Annotated in this window: 25 protein-coding genes; 4 read left to right on the top strand and 21 right to left on the bottom strand. The window is 62.6% G+C overall.

Translation table 11 applies throughout. From position 1 onward, the window contains the following. Positions 1–5 precede the first annotated feature (5 nt). The 12 genes from NKJ12_RS15320 to NKJ12_RS15265 form a co-directional block, all read right to left on the bottom strand. Positions 6–1,133: an ATP-dependent DNA helicase gene (locus NKJ12_RS15320; RefSeq protein ID WP_352703591.1), complete on the bottom strand. Its 1,128-nt coding sequence runs from the start codon at positions 1,131–1,133 to the stop codon at positions 6–8. Between the two features lie 140 nt (positions 1,134–1,273). After that, positions 1,274–1,606, bottom strand: coding sequence for a nitrile hydratase accessory protein (locus NKJ12_RS15315; RefSeq protein ID WP_352645027.1), 333 nt, complete (start codon positions 1,604–1,606; stop codon positions 1,274–1,276). Between the two features lie 19 nt (positions 1,607–1,625). Further along, the gene (gene nthB, locus NKJ12_RS15310) at positions 1,626–2,285 is read right to left on the bottom strand and encodes a nitrile hydratase subunit beta (protein WP_352703589.1); all 660 of its coding nucleotides are present in this window, start codon (positions 2,283–2,285) and stop codon (positions 1,626–1,628) included. After that, positions 2,282–2,887, bottom strand: coding sequence for a nitrile hydratase subunit alpha (nthA, locus tag NKJ12_RS15305; protein WP_352703587.1), 606 nt, complete (start codon positions 2,885–2,887; stop codon positions 2,282–2,284). The genes nthB and nthA overlap by 4 nt, the downstream gene beginning before the upstream one ends. Before the next feature lie 55 nt (positions 2,888–2,942). Then, complete coding sequence (locus NKJ12_RS15300) at positions 2,943–6,101, bottom strand: efflux RND transporter permease subunit (RefSeq protein WP_352703584.1); 3,159 nt, start codon at positions 6,099–6,101, stop codon at positions 2,943–2,945. Then, entirely contained in the window at positions 6,098–7,342 is a 1,245-nt protein-coding gene (locus NKJ12_RS15295; RefSeq protein ID WP_352703582.1) for an efflux RND transporter periplasmic adaptor subunit, read from the bottom strand. Before NKJ12_RS15295 ends, NKJ12_RS15300 begins: the two co-directional genes overlap by 4 nt. 167 nt (positions 7,343–7,509) lie before the next feature. Continuing rightward, positions 7,510–8,106, bottom strand: a complete 597-nt coding sequence (locus NKJ12_RS15290; protein ID WP_352703580.1) for a LysE family translocator — start codon at positions 8,104–8,106, stop codon at positions 7,510–7,512. Between the two features lie 61 nt (positions 8,107–8,167). Then, a complete protein-coding gene (gene ilvN / locus NKJ12_RS15285) occupies positions 8,168–8,740 on the bottom strand; it encodes an acetolactate synthase small subunit (protein ID WP_023676680.1) in 573 nt (190 codons plus the stop codon). Positions 8,741–8,806: 66 nt separating this feature from the next. After that, complete coding sequence (locus NKJ12_RS15280) at positions 8,807–10,558, bottom strand: acetolactate synthase 3 large subunit (protein WP_352703681.1); 1,752 nt, start codon at positions 10,556–10,558, stop codon at positions 8,807–8,809. A 291-nt stretch (positions 10,559–10,849) separates the two neighbouring features. After that, a complete protein-coding gene (locus NKJ12_RS15275) occupies positions 10,850–11,374 on the bottom strand; it encodes a GNAT family N-acetyltransferase (protein WP_352703577.1) in 525 nt (174 codons plus the stop codon). A gap of 22 nt (positions 11,375–11,396) precedes the next feature. After that, complete coding sequence (locus NKJ12_RS15270; protein WP_254818924.1) at positions 11,397–11,708, bottom strand: hypothetical protein; 312 nt, start codon at positions 11,706–11,708, stop codon at positions 11,397–11,399. 1 nt (position 11,709) lies between these two features. Beyond that, entirely contained in the window at positions 11,710–12,276 is a 567-nt protein-coding gene (locus tag NKJ12_RS15265) for a helix-turn-helix domain-containing protein (RefSeq protein ID WP_352703575.1), read from the bottom strand. A 151-nt stretch (positions 12,277–12,427) separates the two neighbouring features. Between NKJ12_RS15265 and NKJ12_RS15260 the strand changes: the two genes are divergently transcribed. After that, positions 12,428–14,254, top strand: coding sequence for an ATP-binding protein (locus tag NKJ12_RS15260; protein WP_352703573.1), 1,827 nt, complete (start codon positions 12,428–12,430; stop codon positions 14,252–14,254). 36 nt (positions 14,255–14,290) lie between these two features. On the opposite strand, the gene NKJ12_RS15255 is transcribed toward NKJ12_RS15260, so the two are convergent. The 3 genes from NKJ12_RS15255 to miaA form a co-directional block, all read right to left on the bottom strand. After that, entirely contained in the window at positions 14,291–14,677 is a 387-nt protein-coding gene (locus NKJ12_RS15255) for an ester cyclase (RefSeq protein ID WP_352703571.1), read from the bottom strand. Between the two features lie 147 nt (positions 14,678–14,824). Continuing rightward, the gene (locus NKJ12_RS15250; RefSeq protein WP_352505646.1) at positions 14,825–15,619 is read right to left on the bottom strand and encodes a GGDEF domain-containing protein; all 795 of its coding nucleotides are present in this window, start codon (positions 15,617–15,619) and stop codon (positions 14,825–14,827) included. Between the two features lie 104 nt (positions 15,620–15,723). Beyond that, the gene (gene miaA / locus NKJ12_RS15245) at positions 15,724–16,692 is read right to left on the bottom strand and encodes a tRNA (adenosine(37)-N6)-dimethylallyltransferase MiaA (protein ID WP_352505673.1); all 969 of its coding nucleotides are present in this window, start codon (positions 16,690–16,692) and stop codon (positions 15,724–15,726) included. Here miaA and serB point away from each other — a divergent pair. Beyond that, positions 16,682–17,569, top strand: coding sequence for a phosphoserine phosphatase SerB (serB, locus tag NKJ12_RS15240; protein ID WP_352505645.1), 888 nt, complete (start codon positions 16,682–16,684; stop codon positions 17,567–17,569). The two genes, miaA and serB, sit on opposite strands and share 11 nt — an antisense overlap. Next, positions 17,566–18,138 (top strand): GNAT family N-acetyltransferase, encoded by a 573-nt coding sequence (locus tag NKJ12_RS15235; protein ID WP_352703567.1) that lies wholly within the window; start codon positions 17,566–17,568, stop codon positions 18,136–18,138. The genes serB and NKJ12_RS15235 overlap by 4 nt, the downstream gene beginning before the upstream one ends. A 46-nt stretch (positions 18,139–18,184) precedes the next feature. On the opposite strand, the gene NKJ12_RS15230 is transcribed toward NKJ12_RS15235, so the two are convergent. The 5 genes from NKJ12_RS15230 to NKJ12_RS15210 form a co-directional block, all read right to left on the bottom strand. Then, positions 18,185–19,702 carry a DegQ family serine endoprotease gene (locus NKJ12_RS15230; protein WP_352703565.1) on the bottom strand — a complete coding sequence of 506 codons (1,518 nt, stop codon included), beginning with the start codon at positions 19,700–19,702 and terminating at the stop codon, positions 18,185–18,187. A gap of 143 nt (positions 19,703–19,845) precedes the next feature. After that, positions 19,846–20,802 (bottom strand): protease modulator HflC, encoded by a 957-nt coding sequence (hflC, locus tag NKJ12_RS15225; RefSeq protein WP_352475325.1) that lies wholly within the window; start codon positions 20,800–20,802, stop codon positions 19,846–19,848. Next, positions 20,802–21,896: an FtsH protease activity modulator HflK gene (gene hflK / locus NKJ12_RS15220; protein WP_023676693.1), complete on the bottom strand. Its 1,095-nt coding sequence runs from the start codon at positions 21,894–21,896 to the stop codon at positions 20,802–20,804. Before hflK ends, hflC begins: the two co-directional genes overlap by 1 nt. 161 nt (positions 21,897–22,057) lie before the next feature. After that, positions 22,058–22,576 (bottom strand): dihydrofolate reductase, encoded by a 519-nt coding sequence (locus NKJ12_RS15215; protein ID WP_352703563.1) that lies wholly within the window; start codon positions 22,574–22,576, stop codon positions 22,058–22,060. Beyond that, positions 22,576–23,586 (bottom strand): DUF4424 domain-containing protein, encoded by a 1,011-nt coding sequence (locus NKJ12_RS15210; RefSeq protein WP_352703561.1) that lies wholly within the window; start codon positions 23,584–23,586, stop codon positions 22,576–22,578. Before NKJ12_RS15210 ends, NKJ12_RS15215 begins: the two co-directional genes overlap by 1 nt. Before the next feature lie 141 nt (positions 23,587–23,727). On the opposite strand from NKJ12_RS15210, the gene cobF reads away from it, so the two are divergent. Further along, positions 23,728–24,501 carry a precorrin-6A synthase (deacetylating) gene (gene cobF, locus NKJ12_RS15205; RefSeq protein WP_352703559.1) on the top strand — a complete coding sequence of 258 codons (774 nt, stop codon included), beginning with the start codon at positions 23,728–23,730 and terminating at the stop codon, positions 24,499–24,501. Positions 24,502–24,534: 33 nt separating this feature from the next. Here cobF and NKJ12_RS15200 read toward each other — a convergent pair whose 3' ends face one another. Next, positions 24,535–24,876, bottom strand: coding sequence for a winged helix-turn-helix domain-containing protein (locus tag NKJ12_RS15200; protein WP_352703556.1), 342 nt, complete (start codon positions 24,874–24,876; stop codon positions 24,535–24,537). Between the last annotated feature and the right edge of the window lie 68 nt (positions 24,877–24,944).

Raw genomic sequence — 24,944 nt, 5'->3', positions numbered from 1 at the left:
GCGGCCTATCGGACGATCGTCAGCCGTTCGGCCGCGCGCGTGATAGCAGTGTAGAGCCAACGCTGCCGGGTTTCCTTGAACGCCCAGCTTTCGTCGAAAAGCACGATCTCGTTCCACTGCGACCCTTGCGCCTTGTGCACGGTCAGCGCGTAGCCATAGTCGAAATCGTCGAAACGCTTCTTCTGCTGCCAGGGAATGTCGGCGTCCGGATCTTCGAACGCCGCCTTGAGCAGCTTGATCTTGGCGACGCCGCGATCCGGGTCGTCTTCCTCCGGCGAAACCAGCAGATTGATGCCGGGCTTGACCGTCTCGCGCGACGAGGTCATCACCTTCCACAGCGAGCCGTTGAGCAGTCCCTTGGCCGGATCGTTGCGCAGGCAGACCAGCTTGTCGCCGGCTTGCGGATAATCGGCGTTGAACCCCTTCAGCTCGCGCAGCCGCTGGTTATAGCGGCGGCGCGTGCGGTTGGTACCGACCAGCACCTGGTCCGACTTCAGCACCAGTTCCTGGGTGACGTCTTCCTTGCCGATCACTTGCGCCGCGCCATAGTCGCCGCGCATGAACTCGCGGCCCTCGCGCACGTCGAGCGCCAGCCTGATGATCGGGTTGTCGCGCGCCTGGCGGTGGATTTCGGTGAGCAGAATGTCCGGCTCGTGGTCGGTGAAGAAGCCGCCGCCGGAGATCGGCGGCAACTGGCCGGGATCGCCAAGCACCAGGATCGGCGTGCCGAAGCTCATCAGGTCACGGCCAAGCTGCTCGTCGACCATCGAGCATTCGTCGATGACGACGAGCTTGGCTCGCGAGATCGGGCTTTGCCGGTTAAGCGAAAAGGTCGGCGACATCGAGGTTTTGCCGGTCACCTCGTCAGCTACCGATTCCTCGCCTTTCGGCCGGTAGATCAGCGAATGGATGGTACGGGCATTGACCGCGCCCTTGGAACGCAGCACCTGCGCCGCCTTGCCGGTAAACGCGGCGAACTGCACCTGGCCGTCGACATGCTCGGCGAAATAGCGCGCCAGCGTCGTCTTGCCGGTGCCGGCATAGCCGAACAGCCGGAACAACTGCGGCTTGCCGGCTTTCAGCCAGCCGGCCACCGCCTTCAGCGCCTCGTCCTGTTGAGGTGAGAATTCCATCAGCGCGACAGACCGGATTCGCGAGGGAAAGACAAGGTGAGCGCCATCACCATCAATTTCATCGCCGGCAACTGCGCCGCTGCGACAGGATTATCAGTGACGAACAGGAACGTAAAGAGAACAAACCAGGCGACCGCAGCTTACCGAACCCGCTGTGGATCGTTCTCCAGCAGGATCGGCTTGCCATGCGGCGTTGCGTGCGCGGCGCGTTCCCAAGCAGCGGCAATGGTGTCGACGTCTTTCTTGCCGGCAATGCCTTTGGCCGACAGCAGCTTTTCCAGCGCCGCCAGCCAGTGCTCGTAGTAATCGCGACCGTCGCGCGCGGCGCCCGGCCGCTTCACCTCTGCCGACAAAGCATCCGCCCATTCGCTCCACGAAAACAACCCGTTATCGTGCAGTGCTACCGTCATGGCAAAGGCCTCTGCTTGCCACGGCTCGGCAAACACAGGCGCCTCGACACCGGCTGGCGGCATAGCGGCGATTGAGCTCGTCTCACGCCGGCTCAAGGTAGTCCTCCCAGGCATCGATCGAAACGACAAGTGTCGGGTCGGCGCCCTCGCCCCAGATTTCGCTGCCGGTGAAGGCCACCGTATAGACCCATTGCGGGTTTTCACCCTGGCCGTGCGCGTTTGTGTCGGGAAAAACAAAGCCGCCGCGCACAGCCTCGACGACACCTTGCTTGCCGCGTGCATAGCGCGGGAGCCTGGTGTGGCCCGTCGGATGGAAATTCTTCGTACGCACAGTGTCGCCCGCCTTGAACCGCGCCGGCGTAGCGACCGGCCGGTCGCAAGGCCCGCCCTTGGCCAGCACCGCCGGAACATCTTTAGCCTTCAGCACCCGTTTGGGTGTCGCTGCCGGGTCGACTGCGTCGCCCGTGGTCAGGTCGCGGTCGCTGACGAAACCATGGCGTTTGAGCAGCACCTCCAGCGCCTTGATCCATATCTGGTAGTAGCTGGAGGCATAATAATCCGCTGGATGCAGCGATTCCCGCGCGTGCCGGCTCTCGTCGATGTTCCAAGCGCCCATGGCGCCGGCGCACAACGTCACACCCAGCGCCCGCCTTTCCCAATCGGCATGGAAATAGGGTTCGTCCGGTTCGGGCGCGACCGGCCCGAAACCCATCTGGCCGCCGAGATCCTGCGGCCCGTTCATGCCGACTCCCGCGCCAACGCGGTGCCGATCATGGCATCGCGCGTCACAAGATCGGCGAGCCGTGCCTCATCCCAGCCCTCAGTGCCCCTTGGCTGCATAGGCACCACCAGATAGCGAAGCTCGGCGGTCGAATCCCACACCCGGATTGTTGTCGTCGCCGGCAAGATCAGCCCGAATTCCTCGAGCACGCCGCGCGGATCGATCACTGCGCGCGAACGGTAGGGCGGCGCCTTGTACCAGACCGGCGGCAGGCCGAGCACCGACCACGGATAGCAGGAACATAGCGTGCAGACGACGAGGTTGTGTGTGTCGGCCGTGTTGAAGACCGCCTGCATGTGCTCGCCTTGCCGGCCGGTGTAGCCTAGCGATTCGATTGCCGCCGTCGCATCACGCTTCAGCCATGCGGCAAACGCGGGATCAACCCAGGCTTTCGCCACCACCTTTGCGCCGTTGCGCGGCCCGATCTTGGTCTCGTAGGTGTCGACAATGACATCGATCGCCGCCGGATCGATCAGGCCTTTGCGGGTGAGAATCGTTTCCAGTGCGCGCACGCGAACCGCAAAAGGATCAAGCTCGTTGTCATGGTGGTGATTATGCGGCATGCGTCAAATTACGATCGCGGACCCCCGGCCGCAAGCACCACGGCTTGGGCCAGCGCTATTCGGCTGCCGCCTTTTGCGGCACTGGTTCTTCCTCCTCGTCGAACAGTGACGGCTGGTCGACCGCTTCGACCGGCATCGGCTCGCCCAGGCGCCGCGCCCACAGGCTGACCAGCCAGCCGGAAAAATGCTCCATATAGACGTAGATGACGGGCGTGACGAACAGCGTCAGTGCCTGCGAGGCGACCAGACCGCCGACCACCGCCACGCCGAGAGGCTGGCGCAGTTCCGCACTGGCACCGGTGCCGAGCGCGATCGGGATGGTACCCATCAGCGCCGCAAGCGTGGTCATCATGATCGGTCGGAAGCGCATCAGGCAGGCCTTGTGGATGGATTCGACAGGCGACATCCCCTCGCGCCTGAGCTCGAGCGCCACGTCGATCATCATGATGCCGTTCTTCTTGACGATGCCGATCAGCATCAGGATGCCGATCACCGCGATCACCGACAGGTCCATCCCCGCCAGCCGCAGTGCCACCAGCGCGCCAAGCACCGCCGACGGAAGCCCGGTCAGGATGGTAAGCGGATGAATGAAGCTCTCATAGAGCATGCCGAGAACGATATAGATGGTGAGGATCGCGCCGCCGATCAGCAGTCCCTGGTTGGAAAGCGAATCCTGGAAGGTCTTCGCCGTGCCCGAGAAAGTGGTCGAGATCGTCGGCGGCATGCCGATCTTTTCCTTCAGCGCATTGATGTGGCTCACGCTGTCACCGAGGGCTACGCCCTGCGGCAGATTGTAGGAGATGGTCACAGCCGGAAGCTGGCCGAGCTGGTTGACGGTCAAAGCACCGGCGGTCCGATCGACACGGGCGAACGCGCCGAGCGGCACCAGGCTGCCGCTCGCCGTTCTCACCTTGATGGCCAGCATCCGCTCGGGCGACCACTCGATCTTCGGATCGAGTTCCATGATCACGTCGTAGCTGTCGGCCGAGCCGAAGATGGTCGACACCTGCTGGGTGCCGAAACCGCCATAGAGACTGGAGCGCAACGTATCGGTATCGACACCGAGGTTCGCCGCCTTGTCGCGGTCGATCACCAGCGTCGCCTGAAGCGCATTGTTCTGCAGGTCATTGGTAACGTCGGTGAAGGCGGCATGGTCGGCAGCCATCGCGTCCGTCAGCTTCTGCGCCCAGACGTTCGTCAGGCGGGTATCGAGGCCCTGCACGGCAAGCTGGTAGGCACTCGCCGAAGAACGCGCGCCGAGCCGCAGGTTCTGCACCGGCTGCATGTAGGTTTCGATGCCGGGCACGTTGGCAAGTTGGCGCCGCAGGTCCGAAAGCACCTTGTCGATGTTCGGTCGCTGGTCCTTGTCTTTCAGCTGCACAAACAGCTGGCCCTGGTTGAGCGCATTGCTTCCACTGCCCGCCGACCAGCCGACATGCGCGACGTAGGGCGAATGGGTGAAGACATCCGCCACTTGCCCCTGCAGCTTCACCATGGCGTCAAACGAAATATCCTGGCGCGCAATGGTCGTCACTGAGACCTGGCCGATATCCTCCTGCGGGAAAAAGCCCTTCGGCGAGATCTGGATCAGCCATACCGACAGCCCGGCGGTCACGAGGAAGACAAGGAAGACAAGGAAATTGTGGTGCAGGCAGAATGTCAGCAGCCTATCGTAGCCCCGTATGAAGACGTTTTGTCTGTGGTCCCCGCCATGCGCTGCTTTCTGCTCGGCTTTCGATAATGACAACAGCCGCGAGCACAGCATCGGCGTCAGCGTCAGCGAGACGAACATCGACGCCAGGATGGCGACCGTCACCACTACCGCGAATTCGTTGAAGATGCGCCCGATCACGCCGCCCATCAAAAGCACCGGAATGAACACGGCGACCAGCGAGATCGAGATCGAGATGATGGTGAAGCCGATCTCGCGCGCGCCCTTGAGCGACGCCTCGAGGGCCGAGAGCCCGTCCTCCTCCATATGGCGGAAAATATTTTCCAGCATGACGATGGCATCGTCGACGACAAGGCCGACCGCCAGCGTCAGCCCCATCAATGAGACGTTGTCGATGGAAAAGCCGAACAGGTACATCACACCCAGCGTGGCGATGAGCGAAATCGGCACCGCCACTGCCGGGATGACCGTCGCCGTCACCCGGCGCAGGAACAGGAAGATCACCATCACCACCAGCGCGATGGTGAGCAGCAGCGTGAACTGCACGTCGTCCACCGCCTCGCGGATCGACGTCGAGCGGTCGTTGAGCAACTGGATGCTCGCCGCCGCCGGCATCTGACCCTCGAAGGAAGGCAGCATCGCCTTGACGCGGTCGACGACGTCGACGGTATTGGCATCCGGCTGACGCTGCACCGCCATGATGATGGCGCGGGTGCCGTCGTACCAGCTTGCCGTCGTTGTGGTCTCGACCGAATCGATGACGCGGGTCACCTCGCCGAGCCGCACCGGATGTCCGTTCTTGGTTGCGATGATGATGTTGGAGAATCCCGCCGCGTTGGTCAGCTGCGTGTTCGCGGTGATCGTCAGTTGCTGTTTGTTGTTCTTGAGCACGCCGAGCGGCGTGTTGCTGTTGGCCGAGGCAATGGCCGTCTGCAGCTGGTCGATCGAGATGCCGCGCGCGGCGAGCGCCGTCGGATCGATCTGGACGCGTACGGCATATTTTTGCTGGCCGTAGATCGAAACCTGCGCAACGCCATCGATTGTCGACAGCGATGGCGAAATCACATTCTCGGCAAAGGCATCGAGATCGGTCAGCGGAATGGTGTCGCTGACCAGCGACATCAGCAGGATCGGCGCGTCGGCTGGATTGACCTTGCGATAGCTCGGCGGGCTGGTCATCTCCGGCGGCAATTGTCGTTGCGTGCGTGCGATCGCCGCCTGCACGTCGGCGGCGGCGTCGTCTATGTCGCGGTTGAGCACGAACTGAATGGCGATCGAGGTCGAGCCGAGCGAGTTGGTCGTCGAAATCGACTCGATGCCGGCGATGGTGGCAAATTGCTTGATCAGCGGCGTTGCCACCGAGGTCGCCATGGTTTCCGGCGAGGCCCCGGGCAGCGAGGCCGAGACGTTGACCACCGGAAATTCCGCGCTTGGCAGTGCCGCCACCGGCAGGAATTTGTAAGCAAATAGTCCGCCCAGAACCAGAGCGAACGACATGAGCAGCGTGGCGACGGGCCTGCGGATGCAGAATTCGGAAATCATGGCTGTGTTCCGCCCGTCCGGTCAGCCTCGGCAACCTTCGGAGCCGCCTGGTCGCCGGTGCCGGTCGAAGCCTTGCCTTCGCGCACCGCCGCGCCGTTCTTCAGCTTGGTCTGGCCTTCGACGACGACACGCTCGCCGCTTTTCAATCCTTGGCTGATCGCGGTGTTGGCGCCTTCTGTCAGCGCGACCTGCACCGGCCGCATTTCAACGGTGTTGTCCGGCTTGATCACATAGACGAACGGCCCCTTCTGGCTAGGCTGGACGGCAACCGTCGGAACCGACGTCATTTGCGGCATGATGCCGGCATCGAGAACGACATTGACATATTGGCCCGGCCACAGCGAAAGATCGGCGTTGGGCACGCTGGCCCGTGTTGCGATGGTGCCGGACGCCGTGTCCACGCTGGAATCCACGAAATCCAGCGTTCCCTTGCCGATCGGCTTCGGGTCGCCATCCTTGGTCAGCGTCACCGCGCCTTGCTGCGGCGCCGCCAGCGCTTTGTGCAGTAACGCAAGATCGCTTTCGGGGAGATTGAAATTCACCTGCAACGGGTCGACCTGCGTGATCGTCACCAGCGGGGTCGACGTGCTGCTGCCGTTGCTGGTGGTGACGAGATCACCGACGGCGACGCTGGCCGCGCCAAGCCTGCCGGAGATCGGCGCCCTGATCGTGGCGAAGCCAAGCTGGATTTGGTCCGCATCGATCGTTGCCTTGTCGGCGTCGACGGTGGCCGCTGCGGATTTCTGCGCGGCGACAGCCTGATCGTAGGTCTGCTGTGTGCCGGCCTGCCTGGCGACAAGATTTTTGGCCCGCTGAAGGTCGGCCGTGGCGCTGGCAAGCAGCGCCTGATCTTTTGCGAGCGTCGCCTGATCACGTGCCAATTGCGCCTTCAACGAGCGATCGTCCAGCGAGAACAGAAGGTCGCCTGCCTTCACCATCTGTCCGTCCTTGACCGCGATTGCGATGATCTGGCTCGACACCCGTGCGTTGATGCTGACCACGGCAGGAGAGGACACGAAGCCGATGGCATAGCGCCGGACCGGAAAATCGGCCGTCGAGGCGGTGGCGGCAACCACCGAAGTCGAACGCGCGGCACTTGCCGCTGCAGCGGGTTTGTCCGCCGCCGTCTGCTTCGCCGACAGCAGATGCTGAAGATCGCTCATTGCGCTGGGCGAAAGATAGAGCCACGCCGCCGCAACGCAGGCTGCAGCGATCACCGCAAGTACGATCTTTCCGCGCATCGACAAAGGCCTCTCAATCCGACACGCCGCTATCCGGTGGCCGTAGTCTAGCTCAACTCGCAGCCTCTTGCCGCGCTTTTGCCAGATAATAGAGGATGCCGAAGGCGAAAAAGGGCCAAAACCCGTCATTACGAAGATTTAATGTGCAGTGCACAATAGAACGGCAGCTAACGCAGCATCGGCCACAGCGTCGCCGCAAGCATCGCGCCCATGGCGATGTTGAACCATCTGAGCCGCACCGCATCCGCCAGAAAACCGCGCAGCGCCATGCCGAAACCGGCCCAGGTCGAAATGCTCGGCAGCATGACGACGGCGAACGCAGCCGCGATCAGCACCACGGACACAAACGGGCGCTCCGGGTTCGTATAGACGGCCATGGCCGTAATCGCCATCACCCAGGCCTTGGGATTGACCCACTGGAAAGCCGCAGCCTCGATGAAGCGCATCGGCTGGCCCTTCGCCTCGCCTTCGCCGCCGAGCGACCGCGACATGGCGATCTTCCAGGCGAGATAAAGCAGGTAAAGGCCGCCGGCGATCTTCAACCCGGTATGCAGCACCGGAAAGGCCGTCAACACGGCGCCAAGCCCGAAGCCTACGGCAAGCAACAGCACGAGGAAGCCGAAGCCGATGCCGAGCATGTGTGGCACAGTCTTGACCAAGCCGAAATTCACACCCGAGGCCAGAAGCATGAAATTGTTCGGACCCGGCGTGACCGAGGTCACGAAGGCATAAACCAGCAGAGCAAGGAATGCATCGAAGGTCATGCCGTTTCCCTAAATCAATGCGATCGGTGGCAAAGCGATGAGACAGAGCCAAGCTGGATGACTACATCCCTTGCGGGCCGCGGTTCATCGCCGCCACCCCGGTGCGGCAGATCTCGACGAGCCCGAGCGGTTTCATGATGGCGATGAACTGATCGAGCTTGGACCCCTTGCCGGTGATCTCGAAGATGAAATGCTCGGTGTTGGCATCGATGACGCTGGCGCGGAATGCATCGGCGAGCCGGAGCGCCTCGACGCGGGCTTCGCCGGTGCCGGCGACCTTGACCAGCGCGAGTTCCCGCTCCAGTGGCCGCTCCTGTCCAAATTCCTGCGACCGCACGGTGAGATCGACGACGCGGTGCACCGGCACGATGCGCTCGAGCTGGTGCTTGATCTGCTCCAGCACGTGCGGCGTGCCGCGCGTCACGATGGTGATGCGCGACAGGTGCTTTTCGTGCTCGGTTTCCGAGACCGTCAGGCTCTCGATGTTGTAGCCACGTCCGGAAAACAGGCCGATGACCCGGGCAAGCACGCCCGGCTCATTGTCGACCAGGACCGAAAGCGTGTGGTTCTCTGGTTTTTCCGTCTCCTTGGCGATGAAATAGGCCGAGCCGGTCGGTTGCAACTGTGCGTTCATGACATGAATCTCGATTTAAAACTTTTGCGCTAATCCGCTGTTTCCGCACAGCTTCCTCGAACCAGGCTACACCAGTTCCCTGCCCTTGGCGTCGATCGCGTTGGCCACAGCTTCGTCGGTCGCCTCGTCAGGCAACAGCATCTCGTTATGCGCCTTGCCGGACGGAATCATCGGGAAGCAGTTGGCGAGCGTCGCCACGCGACAGTCGAAGAGGACGGGCTTCTTGACCGCGATCATCTCCTTGATGGCGTCATCGAGCTCGTCCGGCTTGTCGCAGCGAATGCCGTGGCCGCCATAGGCTTCGGCGAGCTTGACGAAATCCGGCATCGCCTCGGTGTAGGAATGCGACAGCCGGTTGCCATGCAGCAGCTGCTGCCATTGCCGCACCATGCCCATATACTGGTTGTTGAGGATGAAGATCTTGATCGGCGCCTCGTGCTGCACCGCCGCGCTCATCTCCTGCATCGTCATCTGCACCGAAGCGTCGCCGGCGATATCGATGACCAGCGCATCCGGATGCGCGATCTGCACACCGAGCGCCGCCGGCAGGCCGTAGCCCATCGTGCCCAATCCGCCGGAGGTCATCCAGCGGTTCGGTTTCTCGAAATGATAGTGCTGCGCCGCCCACATCTGGTGCTGGCCGACCTCGGTGGTGATGTAGGTGTCGAGGTCCTTGGTCAGCGCATAGAGCCGCTGGACGGCATATTGCGGCATGATCACCTCGTGGTTCATCTTGTAGGCGAGCGAATCGCGGGCGCGCCATTTGGCAATCTGCTCCCACCACGGGTGAAGCGCTTTCTTGTCGGCCTTGGCGGTTGCCCGCCACAGCCGCACCAGATCCTCCAGCACACGCCCGACATCGCCGATGATCGGCACGTCGGTGTGGACGTTCTTGTTGATCGAGGACGGGTCGATGTCGATGTGGATCTTCTTCGAATTCGGCGAAAACGCCGTCAGCCGCCCGGTGATGCGGTCGTCGAAGCGCGCGCCGATGCAGAGCATGACGTCGCAATCGTGCATCGCCATGTTTGCCTCATACGTGCCGTGCATGCCGAGCATGCCCATCCAGTTCTTGCCCGACGCCGGATAGGCGCCGAGGCCCATCAGCGTCGAGGTGATGGGAAAGCCGGTCAGGTCGACCAGCTCGCGCAGCAGATGGCTCGCCTCCGGGCCGGAATTGATGACGCCGCCGCCCGAATAGATGATCGGCTTCCTGGCGCCGGCCATCAGCTCGACCGCCGCCTTGATCTTTTCCAGGTCGCCCTGGACCTTCGGCTGGTAGCTGGTGCGCGGCGCCGTCTGCGGCGGGACATAGATACCCTTGGCGAACTGAACGTCCTTCGGAATGTCGACGACGACCGGACCAGGGCGTCCTGTCGTTGCCACATGGAAGGCCTCGTGGATCGTTGCCGCGAGCTCGTTGACGTCCTTCACCAGCCAGTTGTGCTTGGTGCAGGGTCGCGTGATGCCGACCGTGTCGCACTCCTGGAACGCATCCGAGCCGATCAGCGAAGTGGGCACCTGGCCGGTCAGGCAGACCAGCGGGATCGAGTCCATCAGCGCGTCCTGCAATGGCGTCACCGCATTGGTGGCGCCCGGCCCTGAGGTCACCAGCATCACGCCGGCCTGGCCGGTCGAGCGCGCATAGCCTTCCGCCGCATGGCCCGCGCCCTGCTCGTGGCGGACGAGGATGTGCTCGACCTCGTCCTGCTGGAAGATTTCATCGTAGATTGGCAGAACCGCGCCGCCCGGATAGCCGAAAACATGCTTGACGCCATTGTCCTTCAGCGCCTGCACCACCATTTCGGCGCCGGTCATTTCAGTTCTTGGCATTTCAGTTCTTGGCATGTCGCGCCGCTCATTCTGTCCACTGCTCATCGGTCTGGTCCCGTACTGTTCGCCATCAGGCGATTGCTCGTCGTTTAGTCGTGTTTCGGGCAATAAAAAAGGCCCCCGAGGGAGCCTGTGTCTTGCGCATGGGAGGTCATCGCCCGGCGGTTACACCGCCTCGCCCACGCGCTTTCCTACGAGAATGAGTGCCTTTTTCATGGTGGCGGACAATAGAATTGGTTTGACGCCGCTGTCAACGGCGAATGTGCACGGGCCGGATCAGGCTGAACCAATGCGTTTCCAGTAGATGAGGGTGGCTGTGAGCCCGCCATGCGGCTTCAGCGCATAATCCGGTATTTCGCCGGCCAGCGTGAAGCCGAGCTTTTCATAGAGGCCGGAAGCCCCCTCCTCTTTTGCCGTGTCGAGGACCAACAGCGTGCGGCCTTTCTCCACGGCAACGACTTCCGCCGCCTCCATCAGGCGGGTTGCTATGCCCTTGCCGCGGCAATCGAGGCGGGTCATCAGCTTGGCGATCTCGGCCCGGTGCGGCTGGTTGGGAGGGCAGTCGAGCAGCAAGGTGACTGTACCGACCAGAGCCTCGCCGTTCCAAGCCCCAAGCACCGCCCTTTTGCCTTTGGCGGCCGCCTGAAGCGACTTGCTCCAGAAGGCCGCGGCCATCTCCGGCGCTAGCGGATGCATGAAGCTGACCGAGCCGCCGGCAGCGACTGTCCCGATCAGCAGATCCGCCAGCATTTTTTGCGTTCCGTCAGTATTGCTGAGTGGCCTGATTTCGATCGAACTCATGTGGTTTCCCCTTCGCCGCCCGTCAGTCGAAATGACTGGTCCGCTTCCGCTTCCTGGCCCGGCGGATTTCCGCGATGCGATCGGCGTCTTCCTCTTGCAGATGTCGCCCGCGTTCCAGCAGTTCGAGCGTGTATTCCTCATAGGTCAGGCCCAGCCGCTCGGCCTTGTCCAGCCGCATGAGCATGATCTCGCGGCTCGGCGCTTTCCATGCCTGGGCATGGGCGGTCCGCCAGGCAAGAAAGACATAGGGATCGCCCTTGCCCCAGGGCGGACCGTCATAGTCGTCGAGCGGCGGCCCACCATTGTCGGAGCGTTTCGGACGGCGTGCCTTCACCTCAGCGCCTGGCCAACGCAACCAGATAGTCGGCGGCGTCCGGCCCCGGAGCGTGGAAGACGCAATCTGATGGCGCGCCGAGCGCCAGGCAGTCGCCGGTTTCGAGCTTGTGAACGATGTCGCCCTCGGTGAATTCGATGCGCCCGGAGATCAGCCATATCTGTTGCCTGATGAAGGCATAGGACGCCGCCGGGAAACTTACCTTGGCGCCGGCCGGCAACTGGACCCGGATCAGTTCGAGCGGCATGTCGGAGACCGGCGAAAGATGCCGCCGCACATAACCCGTAGCCGGATCGCGCCACAGCGGCTGGTCACCTTCGCGAAGCAGGCCACCGCCCTGCAATTCCGCCCTTGCGATCAATGTGGACAGCGTCATGCCGAAGGCGGCCGCAATGCGCACGAGGAGTGCCGCCGTCGGGCTGGTCATGCCGCGCTCGATCGTGCTCAGCATGGCTTTCGAGACATCGGACCGCTCCGCCAATTCAGCCAGGGACCAGCTGCGAGCCACCCTTTCGGTGTGTATCCTTCTGCCGATAGTCGAGGATATATCGTTCGCTATATCATCCATTAATCCAATATATCGAAATTTTTTTGCGAGGCAACGACCGTTTCGTCCAGTTTTCGCAAACTCCTTAATGTCCGCTACACCATCCGGCCTCATCCCAACTTAACCCCGTTCGCCTAGGCTCATCGCTTGGGAAAAAGGGACCGGCCTGTCCATGCTCGTTGAACGCGAAGCCTCCATTGGGGAACCGACTTTGCTGGAGCGGCGCAGGGCGGAGCAGAACGACAAGCGCATTCTGGGCAATGTCGTGCAATGCGACGGCGCGCGCGCCACCATCAGCGCCTATGCCGACGACATCGAAGGCACGGTCACCGGCCTGTGGAGCGTCGGCAAGATGATCTCGATCAATCTCGGCACATCACGAACCGTCGGCCTTGTCTATGAAATCGGCAAGTCGGATCGTGCCTGGAGCAGCGAGGGCCAGAATCCGATCGAGGTCAGCATCGAATTGATCGGCGAGGTGCGCGACGGTGCCGAACCCGGCGCGAAGCCGATCTTCGACCGTGGTATCACAACCTACCCGCATATCGGCGCCATTGCCCATCGTATCCGCAGCCGCGACCTGCAGGCCGTCTACGATCTCGCCGGTCGTCATTCGATCACCATCGGCACGCTGTCGCAGGACGAGGCCATCGACGCCAATATCGCCATCGACGATACGCTGGCGCGCCATTTCGCCATTGTCGGCACCACCGGGGTCGGCAAATCGACCGCCGTGTCGCTGCTCTTGCGCAAGTCGATCGCCGCCCGGCCCGATCTACGCGTGCTCATCCTCGATCCACACAACGAGTTCGCCGCGTCGTTGCCCGAACATTGCGTCAGGGTCGATTCGACGACGCTCGACCTGCCCTTCTGGATGTTCAAGCTCGAGGAATTTGCCGAGGTGCTGTTTCGCGGCCGCGAGACGGTCCCGGAAGAGGTCGACGCCTTGCGCGATCTCATCCCCGCGGCCAAGAACCTCTACCGCAATCCGAACTCCGGCAACTACCTACGGCGCAGCACCGACGCGCTGACCGCCGACGCGCCGGTGCCCTATCGCATTGCCGACCTCATCAAGCTGGTCGATGAGCGCATGGGATTGCTGGAAAGCAAGAACGATCGCCCGACCCTCAAGTCACTGAAGGCACGTATCGAATTGGCGGCATCCGATCCGCGCTACCGTTTCATGTTCAACTCGCGCCTGATCGAGGACACCATCCACGAGACGATCGGCAACATTTTCCGCGTGCCGCATCACGGCCGCCCGGTAACCTGCTTCGAAATGGCCGGCATGCCGTCCGAGGTGGTCAATTCCGTTTGCTCGGTGCTGGCGCGGCTGGCCTTCGACCTGGCATTGTGGAGCGAAGGCCGCTTGCGGCTGCTCTTCCTGTGCGAGGAAGCGCATCGCTATATGCCGGCCGATCCGCGCCTCGGTTTCGCGCCTACGCGGCACGCGCTGTCGCGCATCGCCAAGGAAGGCCGCAAATATGGCTGTTATCTCGGCGTCGTCACCCAGCGCCCGGGCGAACTCGACCCGACCATCCTGTCGCAGTGCTCGACGTTCTTTGCCATGCGGCTCGCCAACGAGCAGGACCAGGCGATCATCCGCTCGGCGATCGCCGATTCCTCGGCCTCGACGCTGGCGTTCCTGTCTTCCATGGGCCAGCGCGAGGCCATCGCCTTCGGAGAAGGCGTGGCGACGACGATGCGGATGAAGTTCGAAAAACTCTCCGAGGATTTGATCCCAGGCACCGCCAAACGCGAGAATGCCTTGCCGTCCGAAACCGGCGACGAGGTCGACCTAGTGGCGATCGTCGAACGGCTGCGCAACATGCCGAAATCACAGCAGGCAATGCCTTTCGCGGAAGTCGTCGATCCGGGCCGGCAGGCCGGCGATTCGGACTATCGCAAGCCGTCGGCCGCACGCACCCAGCGGAACGACGATTTCGACTTGCGATACGGCCTCAAGCCGGCGACCTTCGGGCTGCGTCCGCCAGAATGATCGAGCCGAGCGACTTTTAGGCAGCGCTCGCAGATATTACAGCTGAGCTTCGATGGCTGTCTTGTCTATAATTGACCACACCTCGCGAATTTTCCCTCTCTGAAACTCATAGAATACGTTCTCGGCAAACGAAATTCTCTTCCCGCTCACATCGAGCCCAAGGAACATTCCCCTTGGCGTGCAGTCGAAGCTTAGCCGGCTCGCTACATAAGGCGGATCGGCAACCAATAGCTGAATGTCGAAGTAAAGGTCCGGAATTTGGTCGAAGTCTCTCACCAACATTTCGAGATAGCCGGACAATCCGAGCTTGCGACCGTTGTGGGTCACTTCATCATGGACAAACCGCCCCAGGTTTGGCCAATCCTGCTTGTTTAGACATGCAATATAGCCCCGATAACGATCTGAGAGGTCGGATTTAGTCACGGCAACACCTCTATTTCCGACAAGCCCCACAAAGGCAGCATCTCAGCTTGACTGGGTGACGTCGGTCTGCGTGCACCGGAAACGCAAAAAAGGATACCAGACGGCCAGCATCACGAATTTCCACATCACGAATTTGACGACGGAATTTCAGGCGCAGACGCGGTTGCGCCCTTGCCTCTTCGCCTCATAGAGCTGGCGATCGGCGCGGCGATAGAACTCCTCGGCGGTTTCCTTGCGATCCCAGACAGCAAGCCCGACGCTGGTGGTGATTTTCAGTCGGACATTACCTGTCAGCACCGACATGTTGGCGATCGCCTTGCGGATGCGCTCGGCGAATTTGGATAGCAGCTCGGCATCCATATTGGGCGTGACCACCGCGAACTCCTCGCCGCCGAGGCGCGCCACCACGTCGTGATAGCGTGTCATGTCCTTGAGACAGTTGGCGACCGCCCGCAACACCTCGTCGCCGACATCGTGGCCGTGGCTGTCGTTGACCTGCTTGAAATGGTCGAGGTCGAGGATCATCAGCCCGACTGGTTTCTCGATGCGGCGGAACTCTTCGAGATATTCCTTCAGCGCATCGTCGAAGTAGCGCCGGTTCTGCATGCCGGTAAGGCTGTCGGTGAGCGCCGCATGCTCCAGCGTCTCTGAACGCGCGCTGAGCGAAACGGTCATGGCACGCAGCTTGCCTTCTTCCGTCGCCTGCTTTCGGATCAGCGGGTAGATGAAGAAAATGCCGAAGAACAGCGCAGTCGCCAGCAGCACGCCGGTCACAAACAGCAGCTTGTTGAGATAGATGATTTCATCGAGTTCCGAAGGCGTATTGCTAATGTCGGCGGCCAAGGTTTGCAGGAGCCCATAGGCGTAAAGCGTCACCAGGCCGGCGGCCAGGATCACAAAAATAAAGACGAAAAAGGCTGATTCCGCCTTGTGGAAACGCATCTGCTCCCCGTTGGAAAGTTCCTATCGATCTTATGGCATGCGGGAACTTACGGACAGTTAACCTGGACAACTTCAACGCGAAATGGCCCCTCGGTGTCGACTTTTCAGGTTGCGCTCGAAGGAGGGGGTGAGGGCATCGAGTCGATCCCCTCACCCGGACGCAATCTCCGCCATTCCGGGCCCAATTGGTGCCTGAACCAGGTCGTCTGCCGTTTGGCATATTGCCGCGTCGCGATCTTCGCGCGCTCGATGGCCTCGGGAAAACTGATGGCGCCGGCCAGCGCGGCCTGGAGCTCGCGAACACCGATCGCCTTCATCGCCGGCAGGTCGGGATCGAGGCCGAGCGCCGAAAGCTGCTTCACCTCGTCCAGTGCCCCCTTGTCCAGCATGCTGTCGAAGCGGGCATCGATCCGCTCCACCAGCGCCGCTCGCTCCGGCTCGATGACGAAAAAGCGCGCGCTGCTCCTGTCGATCAACGGCCGGCCACGCGCGGCCTGCCATTCCAGGATGGAACGGCCCGATGCGTCGAGCACCTCCAGCGCCCGCACGATGCGCTGGCCATCCGTCGGCCTCAGCATCATGCCGGCCGCAGAATCCTCGCGCAACAGGATGCGGTGCAATCTCACTGCGCCCTGTTCCTGGAGTTCGTAGCGCCAGCGATCGCGGATCGACTTCGGAATGTCGGGCATCTCCGAGATACCTTCCGTGAGCGCCCGGAAATAAAGCCCGGTACCGCCGACGAAAATCACTGGCCGCTCCGAGAGCGTGCCGTCGTCCATCAGCTTCGTGACATCACGCAACCAGGCGCCGGTGGAATAGGCGGTGGACGGATCGACGTGTCCATAAAGAAAGTGAGGGACGCGGGCGAGTTCGGCAGGACCTGGCCGCGCCGTCAGCACGTCGAGCACCGAATAGCCTTGCATGGAATCGGTGTTGACGATGACACCGCCATTGCGCTCGGCGAGGTCGAGTGCGATCGCCGACTTGCCGCTGGCGGTCGGCCCGGCTATCAGGATCGCGTTCTTCAGGCGGCCTTCGCCCGCCTGTCCGCTGGAATTTTCGATGCCGCTGATCGCCACGCTTCTATCCCATCCCGCTGGCCGCGCATTGACGCCGACGCTAGCGAATATGGCCTCGCGGTCGGTCGGCGCAAGCGCTGTTCGCTGGCTGGCCGAAGACATCGCCTGCGAGCTCGACTTGCCGGAGACCGCCGACGCTTCCGAAATAACGGCGCGCCTGCATGCCGCGCTTGCTTCCGAACCGATCGACGTGGCCGTCCAGCCGGCTGAGAACAGGCGCAAGAAGATCCTGATCGCCGACATGGATTCGACGATGATCGACCAGGAATGCATCGACGAGCTTGCCGACGAGATCGGCGTCAAGGATCGTGTCGCCGCCATCACCGCGCGATCGATGAACGGCGAGATCGCATTCGAGCCGGCCTTGCGCGAGCGCGTAGCGCTGCTCAAGGGTCTCGATGCCGCAATCATCGACCGCATCATCGACAATCGCCTGACGCTTGCCTCCGGCGGCCGCACGCTCGTCCAGACGATGGCGGCCCGCGGCGCCTGGACGGCGCTGATCTCCGGTGGTTTCGACATCTTCACCAGCCGCATCGCGGCATTGCTCGGCTTTCACGAAAATCGCGCCAACCGCCTGATCGAGCAGGATCGCCGCTTCACCGGCTTGGTCGCCGAACCGATCCTCGGCCGCGCCGCCAAGGCCGAAGCCCTTATCGAGATTTCCGGCCGCCTCGGCCTGACACCTGCCGATGCCATTGCCGTCGGCGATGGCGCCAACGATCTCGACATGATCCGTCTTGCCGGCATCGGCGTCGCCTTGCATGCCAAGCCGGCCGTGGCAGCCGCGGCAAAGATCCGCATCGACTACGGCGACCTCACCGCCTTGCTTTATCTGCAGGGTTATCGCCGGGAGGAATTTGTCGAATGACGCCGATCTGCACCGAGCGCCTGATCCTGCGCAACTGGGAAGATCGTGACCGCGAGCTCTTCCATCGCATCAATTCCGACGAGTTGGTCATGGAATTCTTTCCGTTTCGCCGCGACCGCGCCCAGGCTGACGCCAAGATGGAGGAGTTGCGCGTGGCTATCGATCGCGACGGCTTCGGCTTCGCGGCCGCTGAGATCGCAGCCACAGGTGAATGCATCGGCTTCGTCGGCATAACCCGAACGGATCATTTGCCATTCCTGCCGCCCGGCACGATCGAGATCGGCTGGCGGCTGGCACCCGAATTCTGGGGCCGCTTCTATGTCACCGAAGCAGCCGAAGCCTGGCTCACCTATGGCTTTGAAAGACTTGGCCTCTACGAAATCGTGTCCTTCGCAGTCAAGGATAACAGCCGGTCCACTGCCGTCATGGAGCGCCTGGGCATGATCGCCGACCCCGCCTCCGACTTCAACTATCCAGGTGTTCCGGACAACCACACCGCACTCAGGCGACATGTCTTCTACAGGCTGTCACGCACAGACTGGCAGGCAAGAAAAAGAGCGGCCCGCTAGCCGCCCTTTTCCTTTCAACATCAGAGTGTTGCAGGCTCTTCCGGACTCAATCCATCCGGATTGTCACAAACCTCAGCTCGCCGGTCTTCGACGCCAGCATCAAAAGCGCGTTCTTGCGCCCCTGCTCCTTCAGCGCGCCGATCCGGTCCATGACGTCCTTGGGCGTTGCGACCGATTCCTGCGCGATCTCGGTGATCACCTCGCCCGGCTGGATGCCGCGTTCGGCCGCCGCCGAATCCTTTGAGACGTCGGTCACGACGACGCCGGAGATGTCGGCGGCGATGCCGAATTTCGTGCGCGTCTCGTCGTTGAGCTCGCCGATCGTCATGCCGAGCACGGAAGCCGTCGAAACCGCAGGCGCCTTGTCGGCGTCGTCCTGGTCGGTGTTGCCGTTTTCACCGCCGCTGGCGAGCTTTTCGCCGTCTTCGAGCCGGCCGAGCGTCACCTTGACGGTCTGCTCGACACCCTTGCGCACGATGATCACGTCGACCGCCTTGCCGACTGGGCTCTCCGCCACGACGCGCGGCAGGTCGCGCATTTCATGGATGTCCTTGCCGTCGAACTTGATGATGACGTCGCCGGCCTGGATGGTGCCGTTGTCGACCGGCCCGCCCTTGATGACGCCGGCGACCAGCGCGCCCTTGGCGGTCGCCATGCCCAAGCTCTCGGCAATGTCGTCGGTCACCGGCTGGATGCGCACGCCAAGCCAGCCGCGCCGCGTCTCGCCGAACTGGCGAAGCTGGTCGACGACGCCCGTGGCAAGCTGCGACGGGATCGAGAAGCCGATGCCGATCGAGCCGCCCGACGGCGAGATGATTGCCGTGTTGATGCCGATGACCTCGCCGCTGCTGTTGAACAGCGGTCCACCTGAATTGCCGCGGTTGATCGCGGCATCGGTCTGGATGAAATCATCATAGGGACCGGAATTAATGTCGCGATTGCGCGCCGAGACGATGCCGACCGTCACCGTGCCGCCGAGACCGAACGGATTGCCGATCGCCATTACCCAGTCGCCGACACGCATCTTGTTGGAATCGCCAAACTTCACAGCCGTCAGCTTGTGCCCTTTCGGATCGACCTTCAGCACCGCGACGTCGGTCTTGGTGTCGGTGCCGACCAGCGTCGCCTTGAGCGTCACCCCATCGGAGAAATTCACCTCGATGTCGTCGGCATCGGCAATGACGTGGTTGTTGGTCACCACGATGCCCTGCTCGGCGTCGACCACGAAGCCGGAGCCCAGCGATTGCACCTTTTGCCCGCCGCCGCCCTTGTCGCCGCCACGGTTCTTGAAGAAATCGTCGAAGAAGTCCTGGAAAGGCGAGCCTTCCGGCAGCTGCGGCATCGGCACTGCGCCCGGCCCCTCAGTGCCTTTAACAGTCTGCGACGTCGAGATGTTGACCACGGCGCCAAGCAGGCCGGCGGCGAGATCGGCAACCGAGGGCGGCCCGTCGGCTGCCATCGTCGGCGCCACGAACGAGGGAACGGCAACGGCGCCGACCAGAAGCGCAGCGGCCCCGGCGATGAACGTCCGCCTCGCTGCACGCAGAAGGGTGGTGGATGTCATCGAAAGGCCTCCGGGTGTTCTGAAAAAACCGCTTCGGCAAAAATGCCGGTCCGCGTCATGTTGGCAAGAAATAAGGCACGTTTGCGGCTATGGCTACGGCCAGAGGATAAATCCTCCGTTACGCCGGCGCCCCTGCACCGGCCCTACTGGCCGGTGCCTGGCTGTGCCGCCGGTGCGGCGGGAGCGGCAGGCGGTGGTGCCGCCGGTGCCGCAGGCGTTTCCTTGCTGTTCGGGTCGCGGAAAAAGCGGAAGAACTCGGAATTCGGCGACAGCACCATCGTCGTTCCGGTACTGTTCAGCGCCGTGCCATAGGCATTCATCGACCGATAGAAATCGAAGAAGGCCGGATCGCGCTGATAGGCACCGGCAAACGTGGCACTGCGCTGGGCTTCACCTTCACCACGCAGGATTTCAGACTCTTTTTGCGCTTCGGCGACGATTTCCACCACTTCGCGGTCGGCGCGAGCCCTGATCCGCTGCGCTGCCTCGTTGCCGCGCGCTCTCAGCCGCTCGGCTTCAGCGAGACGTTCGGCCTTCATGCGGTCGAAGGTCTGCTGCGAAACTTCGGCCGTGAGATCGGTGCGGCGGATGCGGACATCCTCGATCTGCAGGCCAAGCGAGGTGGCATCGGGCCTCAGCTGATCGCGCACCTCGCGCATCATCACGGCGCGCTCTTCCGAGAGCGCCGCCTCGAAGTCTCGCAGGCCATAGACGCGGCGCAAGGCGGCGTCGAGACGCGTCCTCAGCCGGGCCTCGGCCAGTTCGATCTGGCCGGAGACCGCGGCGCGGAACACACGCGGGTCCGAGATACGATAGGCGATAAAGGCATCGACCTCATAGAACTTGCCGCCCGAAACCTGGACACGGATGTTGTCGAGGTCGAAGCGCAGCACCCTGTTTTCGATCAGCTGCACGGTGTCGGCATCGAAGAAGGAGAATGGCGCCTTGAAATAGATGCCCGGCTGGTTCTTGACGTCGACGATTTCGCCGAACCTGAGCACCAGCGCCTGCTGGCGCGCATTGACGACGAAGACCGACGAATAGAGCAGGAACAGGATGACCGCGGCGATGACCGCAATGACGGGAAGACGGTTGGCCATCACTGGTTTCCTCCGGTGGCCGGTGCCGGCGCCTTCTGCTGCAATGCCGGCAGCGGCAGGTAGGGAACCACCCCTTGCCCATTGCCCTGCTCGACGATGACCTTGCTCGAATCCTTCAGCACCCTCTCCATCGTCTCCAGGTAGAGCCGCTTGCGCGTCACTTCCGGCGCCTTTGCATATTCGTCATAGACCGAGATGAAGCGCTGCGCCTCGCCTTCGGCCTCCTGCACGACCCGGTTCTTGTAGGCGGCCGCGTCTTCCCGGATCTGCGCGGCCGCACCGCGCGCCTGCCCGAGCTTCTGATTGGAATACTGATTGGCCTGCTCGACGAACTTGTCCTCGTCCTGTTCGGCCCGCTGCACCTCGTCGAACGCGTCTGCCACCTCGCGCGGCGGCGCGGCGTCCTCGATCGAAATTGCGTTGACGTTGAGGCCGGCCTTGTAGCCGTCCAGCGTCGTCTGGATGATCTCACGCACCGACGCCGCAATGCCTTGCCGGTCGTCGCGGAAAATGTCCTGCGCCGGGCGCCGGCCGACCGCTTCGCGCATCGCGCTTTCGGCGACCTGCTGCAGCATGCCGTCCGGGTCGGACACGTCGAACAGATAGGCCTTAGGGTCGGAGACCTGATAGGCCACAGAGAACTGCACATTGACGATGTTCTGGTCGCCGGAAAGCATCAGGCCATTGCCGCTGGAACTGCCGCCGCCGATGCTGACAAGCTGCTCGGCGATGTTGGCGGTCTCGACCGTTTCAATGGGCCACCAATGGAAATGCAGGCCAGGCTGCGAGAGCTCCGCCTTCGGCTTGCCGAACCTGAGCTCGACCGCAACTTCGTCGGGCTGCACGGTGTAGACCGCCTTGAACGCCCATAGCACCACCAGCGCCGCGGCAATCAGCCCGAACACGGCCGGGCTCGCGCCACCGCCGCCCGGCAGCGCGCGCCGCAACCTGTCCTGCCCGCGCCGAATGATATCCTCGAGATCGGGAGGCGAGCCCTGCGGGCCGCTGGGTCCCTTGGGTCCCTGACCCCAAGGCCCCTGATTGTTGCCGCCGCCCCACGGGCCGCCGCCGCCGCTCTTGTCGTTCCAGGGCATGAATGTCCTTTCGCTTGGAATTCCCTCAAGCGCCGGCTCACCGGCGCAAAATCCAATATTATTCTTCTATAGGGATGCGACGGCACGCTTTCAACGCGATCGGCTGCCGCCACTGTCCGCCTTTTGGGTCCATTTAAACCTGTCGCGACGCTTTGTCGTCTTCAATGCACGTCGCGGCGCCGCTCGTAAACCGAATAGCGTGTCGCATGGCTGTCCTTTTCGCCAGCCGCCACGTCTTGCGAGCGGACGATCCGCCACAGCGCCGGATCGATCGGCGGGAAATGGGCATCGCCGTCGACCGCGGCTAGAACATGGGTCACGTGCAGCCGATCAGCCAACGGCAGCGCCTGAGCGTAGATCTCCCCGCCGCCGATGACGCAGATCTCGTCGGCGCCGGCCATGCAGCGCCCGCGCACCGTCGCCAGCGCGATCGCGTCCTCGATCGAATGCGCGACTTCGACGCCCTCGGCGCGCCATGCCCTGTCCCGTGTCACCACGATGTTGAGCCTGCCCGGCAATGGCCGGCCGATGCCTTCATAGGTCTTGCGACCCATGATGATGGGCTTGCCCATCGTATCGGCCTTGAACCGCTTGAGATCGGTGGAAAGCCGCCACGGCAACCCACCCTCGCGCCCGATCACGCCGTTCTCGGCGATGGCGACATAAATCGCGAGATCCATCAGCCGCCGTTCCCGCCATCGGATGGCTCCAGCAGCAATATGTCGATGTCGTGCTCGGGGTAGAAGTTCTGCGCCTTCATCTCGAACGTCGTCGGTCCGATCTTCCTGACGTTTTCGCCGCAAAACGAGACCAGGTTCTTCGGATCGCCCTTGTCGACGGTCAGCTTGAACGTACCGATGTTTCCCGAGGCCCAGTTGCCGCCCGTGGTCAGGATATAGGCGATGCGGTTCTCGAAATATTTGGGATAGCCGTCGGGATCGTCCTTGGCTGCCTTGCGCACGGCATTCTCGAAGGCATCGTCCATGCAGTAGCGTGTCTTGTAGGCGGCATACTGGCCCTGGAACTGGCCGTCATAGAAGAAGCTGACCGAGGAGGTGCCGCCGACGCTCGGCTTGTAGCGATGCGAGACATGGACCGCCCTGTTGGCCGGAAAGGTCGAGCGCCACCAATAGGTCGAGCGCAATTGCCAGAACGGCGTATAGACGGTCTTCATGCCCGAACCGTCGTCGGCGGTGTCCTCGATGATGATGCCGCGATTGACCCAGTCGTCGGTGACCGCTTGCGGCAGCTTTGCCAGCGCTGCCTTGGCCGCATCGCCGAACGGATAGAACGGCACGCCCTGCGCCTTCAGGTCAGCGCCGATGTCGATGCCGAGCGCGAACACCTTCTGCTCGAGCTGCGGCTTTGCCGGCACCCCGTCGATCGTCACTTCGAAGCCGAGGAAATTGTCGCTCTGCGCCTCCGGAATTGCCGGTATTTCTTCGGGGTCGCCTTCGATGTCGGGCATCGGAAAGGCGACGATCGCATTGACATCCTTGTCGGTGTTGTTGCGGAAGACGTAGTCGACCGTCACCTTTTCCGGCGAGATGTAGAGATCCTCGCTTTCCATCGCCACCGCATCGCTGCGCGAAAGGATCAGCCCACCAGTGCCGAGTTCGGCGACCGAATCATTGGCGAGCGCAGGCGTAGCCGAGAGCGCCAAGGCTGCGGTCAAGACGTAACGGAACATGGAAACTCCCCCGGCGAGAATGCCAACAGGACTCTAGCTGTTCAATGTGGCGTTTCAAAGCCTTTCGGCAAATGCGCCGGCGCCTGCCGGCATGTCGTGTCGGTCTAGACACGCCGGTTCCGATCGGGCAGGAGTTCGCCCATGCGCAAGCTTCTCGTCATCGGCATCGGCGCCGGCAATCCGGAGCACATGACGGTCCAGGCCATCAACGGCCTCAATCGGGCCGACGTGCTGTTCATTCCCGACAAGGGCGCCAAGAAGAGCGACCTCGCCGAATTGCGCCACCAGATCTGCGACCGCTTCGTCACTAATCCGAACTCCCGCCGTGTCGAATTCGAGTTGCCGGTGCGCGCCGAACCGGCGCCTTCCTACCGCTCGACCGTCGACGACTGGCACGAAGCGATCGCCGTGATCTACGAAGGCCTGATCCGCGACGAACTCCCCGAAGATGGCTGCGGCGCCTTCCTGATCTGGGGCGATCCATCGCTCTACGACAGCGCGCTGCGCATCCTGGATCGCGTGCGCCTCAGAGGCAATATCGCGTTCGAGCTGGAGGTCATCCCTGGCATCACCGCCATCCAGGCACTCGCCGCCAGTCACAAAATGGCATTGAACCGAATCGGCGACGCCATTTTGATCACCACCGGCCGCCGGCTCACCGAGGAAGGTCTGCCCGAAAACGCCGGCAGCACCATCGTCATGCTGGACGGCAAATGCGCCTTCAACACGCTGGACGACAAGGACGTCACCGTCCACTGGGGCGCCTACCTCGGCACCCCCGACGAGATCGTCATCTCGGGCCGGATTGGCGACGTCGGCGACAAGATCGTGAGCACCTGTGAGGAGGCCCGCCGGAAAAAAGGCTGGATCATGGACACCTATCTGCTGCGCAAGCCGGGCGAGCCGGAGGAGTAGCAGGGATCGAGCGCGGCATGAATTCCGCCGAGTTCACGCTGCGTCGATCTCGGCCTGCAGCGCCTCCATATGCGCCGCCGCTGCTGAAGACGCAGCCCGCTCGATGGCGCGGAAGCGGCTGATCACAGCAAGCCCGACCGACGTCAACTGGGCGCCACCGCCTTTTTTGCCGCCCGTCTGTGCCGCAACCAGCGGCTTACCGAACACCCGGTTCATGTCTTCGACCAGATCCCATGCGTGCTTGTAGGACATCTCCATGCCGCGCGCCGCGGCGGAAATCGAGCCGAAGGCGGCGATCTGTTCCAGAAGCTCGATCTTGCCCGGCCCGATGCGGCCATCCGGATCGAGATTTATCCGCAAACTCAGCGACGGCATTTGCTCCTCCGCGGTCACGCTATTCTACAAGTTCTGCGGCGATACCGCTATTCCCAAACGATATAGCG

This window comes from Mesorhizobium sp. M0195 (assembly GCF_040322115.1).
Lineage (GTDB): Bacteria > Pseudomonadota > Alphaproteobacteria > Rhizobiales > Rhizobiaceae > Mesorhizobium.
Note: the sequence above shows the minus strand (reverse complement) of the source record. Positions and strands in the feature narration are given on the sequence as shown.

Coding starts and splice junctions, on each gene's coding strand:
- NKJ12_RS15235 (WP_352703567.1), top strand. CDS start 17,566: ATGACGCCGATCTGCACCGAGCGCCTGATCCTGCGCAACTGGGAAGAT.
- NKJ12_RS15265 (WP_352703575.1), bottom strand. CDS start 12,276: ATGGATGATATAGCGAACGATATATCCTCGACTATCGGCAGAAGGATA.
- NKJ12_RS15260 (WP_352703573.1), top strand. CDS start 12,428: ATGCTCGTTGAACGCGAAGCCTCCATTGGGGAACCGACTTTGCTGGAG.
- cobF (WP_352703559.1), top strand. CDS start 23,728: ATGCGCAAGCTTCTCGTCATCGGCATCGGCGCCGGCAATCCGGAGCAC.
- NKJ12_RS15230 (WP_352703565.1), bottom strand. CDS start 19,702: ATGACATCCACCACCCTTCTGCGTGCAGCGAGGCGGACGTTCATCGCC.
- NKJ12_RS15315 (WP_352645027.1), bottom strand. CDS start 1,606: ATGCCGCCAGCCGGTGTCGAGGCGCCTGTGTTTGCCGAGCCGTGGCAA.
- NKJ12_RS15250 (WP_352505646.1), bottom strand. CDS start 15,619: ATGCGTTTCCACAAGGCGGAATCAGCCTTTTTCGTCTTTATTTTTGTG.
- NKJ12_RS15290 (WP_352703580.1), bottom strand. CDS start 8,106: ATGACCTTCGATGCATTCCTTGCTCTGCTGGTTTATGCCTTCGTGACC.
- NKJ12_RS15280 (WP_352703681.1), bottom strand. CDS start 10,558: ATGACCGGCGCCGAAATGGTGGTGCAGGCGCTGAAGGACAATGGCGTC.
- ilvN (WP_023676680.1), bottom strand. CDS start 8,740: ATGAACGCACAGTTGCAACCGACCGGCTCGGCCTATTTCATCGCCAAG.
- NKJ12_RS15320 (WP_352703591.1), bottom strand. CDS start 1,133: ATGGAATTCTCACCTCAACAGGACGAGGCGCTGAAGGCGGTGGCCGGC.
- nthB (WP_352703589.1), bottom strand. CDS start 2,285: ATGAACGGGCCGCAGGATCTCGGCGGCCAGATGGGTTTCGGGCCGGTC.
- hflK (WP_023676693.1), bottom strand. CDS start 21,896: ATGCCCTGGAACGACAAGAGCGGCGGCGGCGGCCCGTGGGGCGGCGGC.
- serB (WP_352505645.1), top strand. CDS start 16,682: ATGCCGCTGATCGCCACGCTTCTATCCCATCCCGCTGGCCGCGCATTG.
- NKJ12_RS15300 (WP_352703584.1), bottom strand. CDS start 6,101: ATGATTTCCGAATTCTGCATCCGCAGGCCCGTCGCCACGCTGCTCATG.
- hflC (WP_352475325.1), bottom strand. CDS start 20,802: ATGGCCAACCGTCTTCCCGTCATTGCGGTCATCGCCGCGGTCATCCTG.
- nthA (WP_352703587.1), bottom strand. CDS start 2,887: ATGCCGCATAATCACCACCATGACAACGAGCTTGATCCTTTTGCGGTT.
- NKJ12_RS15295 (WP_352703582.1), bottom strand. CDS start 7,342: ATGCGCGGAAAGATCGTACTTGCGGTGATCGCTGCAGCCTGCGTTGCG.
- NKJ12_RS15210 (WP_352703561.1), bottom strand. CDS start 23,586: ATGTTCCGTTACGTCTTGACCGCAGCCTTGGCGCTCTCGGCTACGCCT.
- NKJ12_RS15275 (WP_352703577.1), bottom strand. CDS start 11,374: ATGAGTTCGATCGAAATCAGGCCACTCAGCAATACTGACGGAACGCAA.
- NKJ12_RS15200 (WP_352703556.1), bottom strand. CDS start 24,876: ATGCCGTCGCTGAGTTTGCGGATAAATCTCGATCCGGATGGCCGCATC.
- NKJ12_RS15215 (WP_352703563.1), bottom strand. CDS start 22,576: ATGGATCTCGCGATTTATGTCGCCATCGCCGAGAACGGCGTGATCGGG.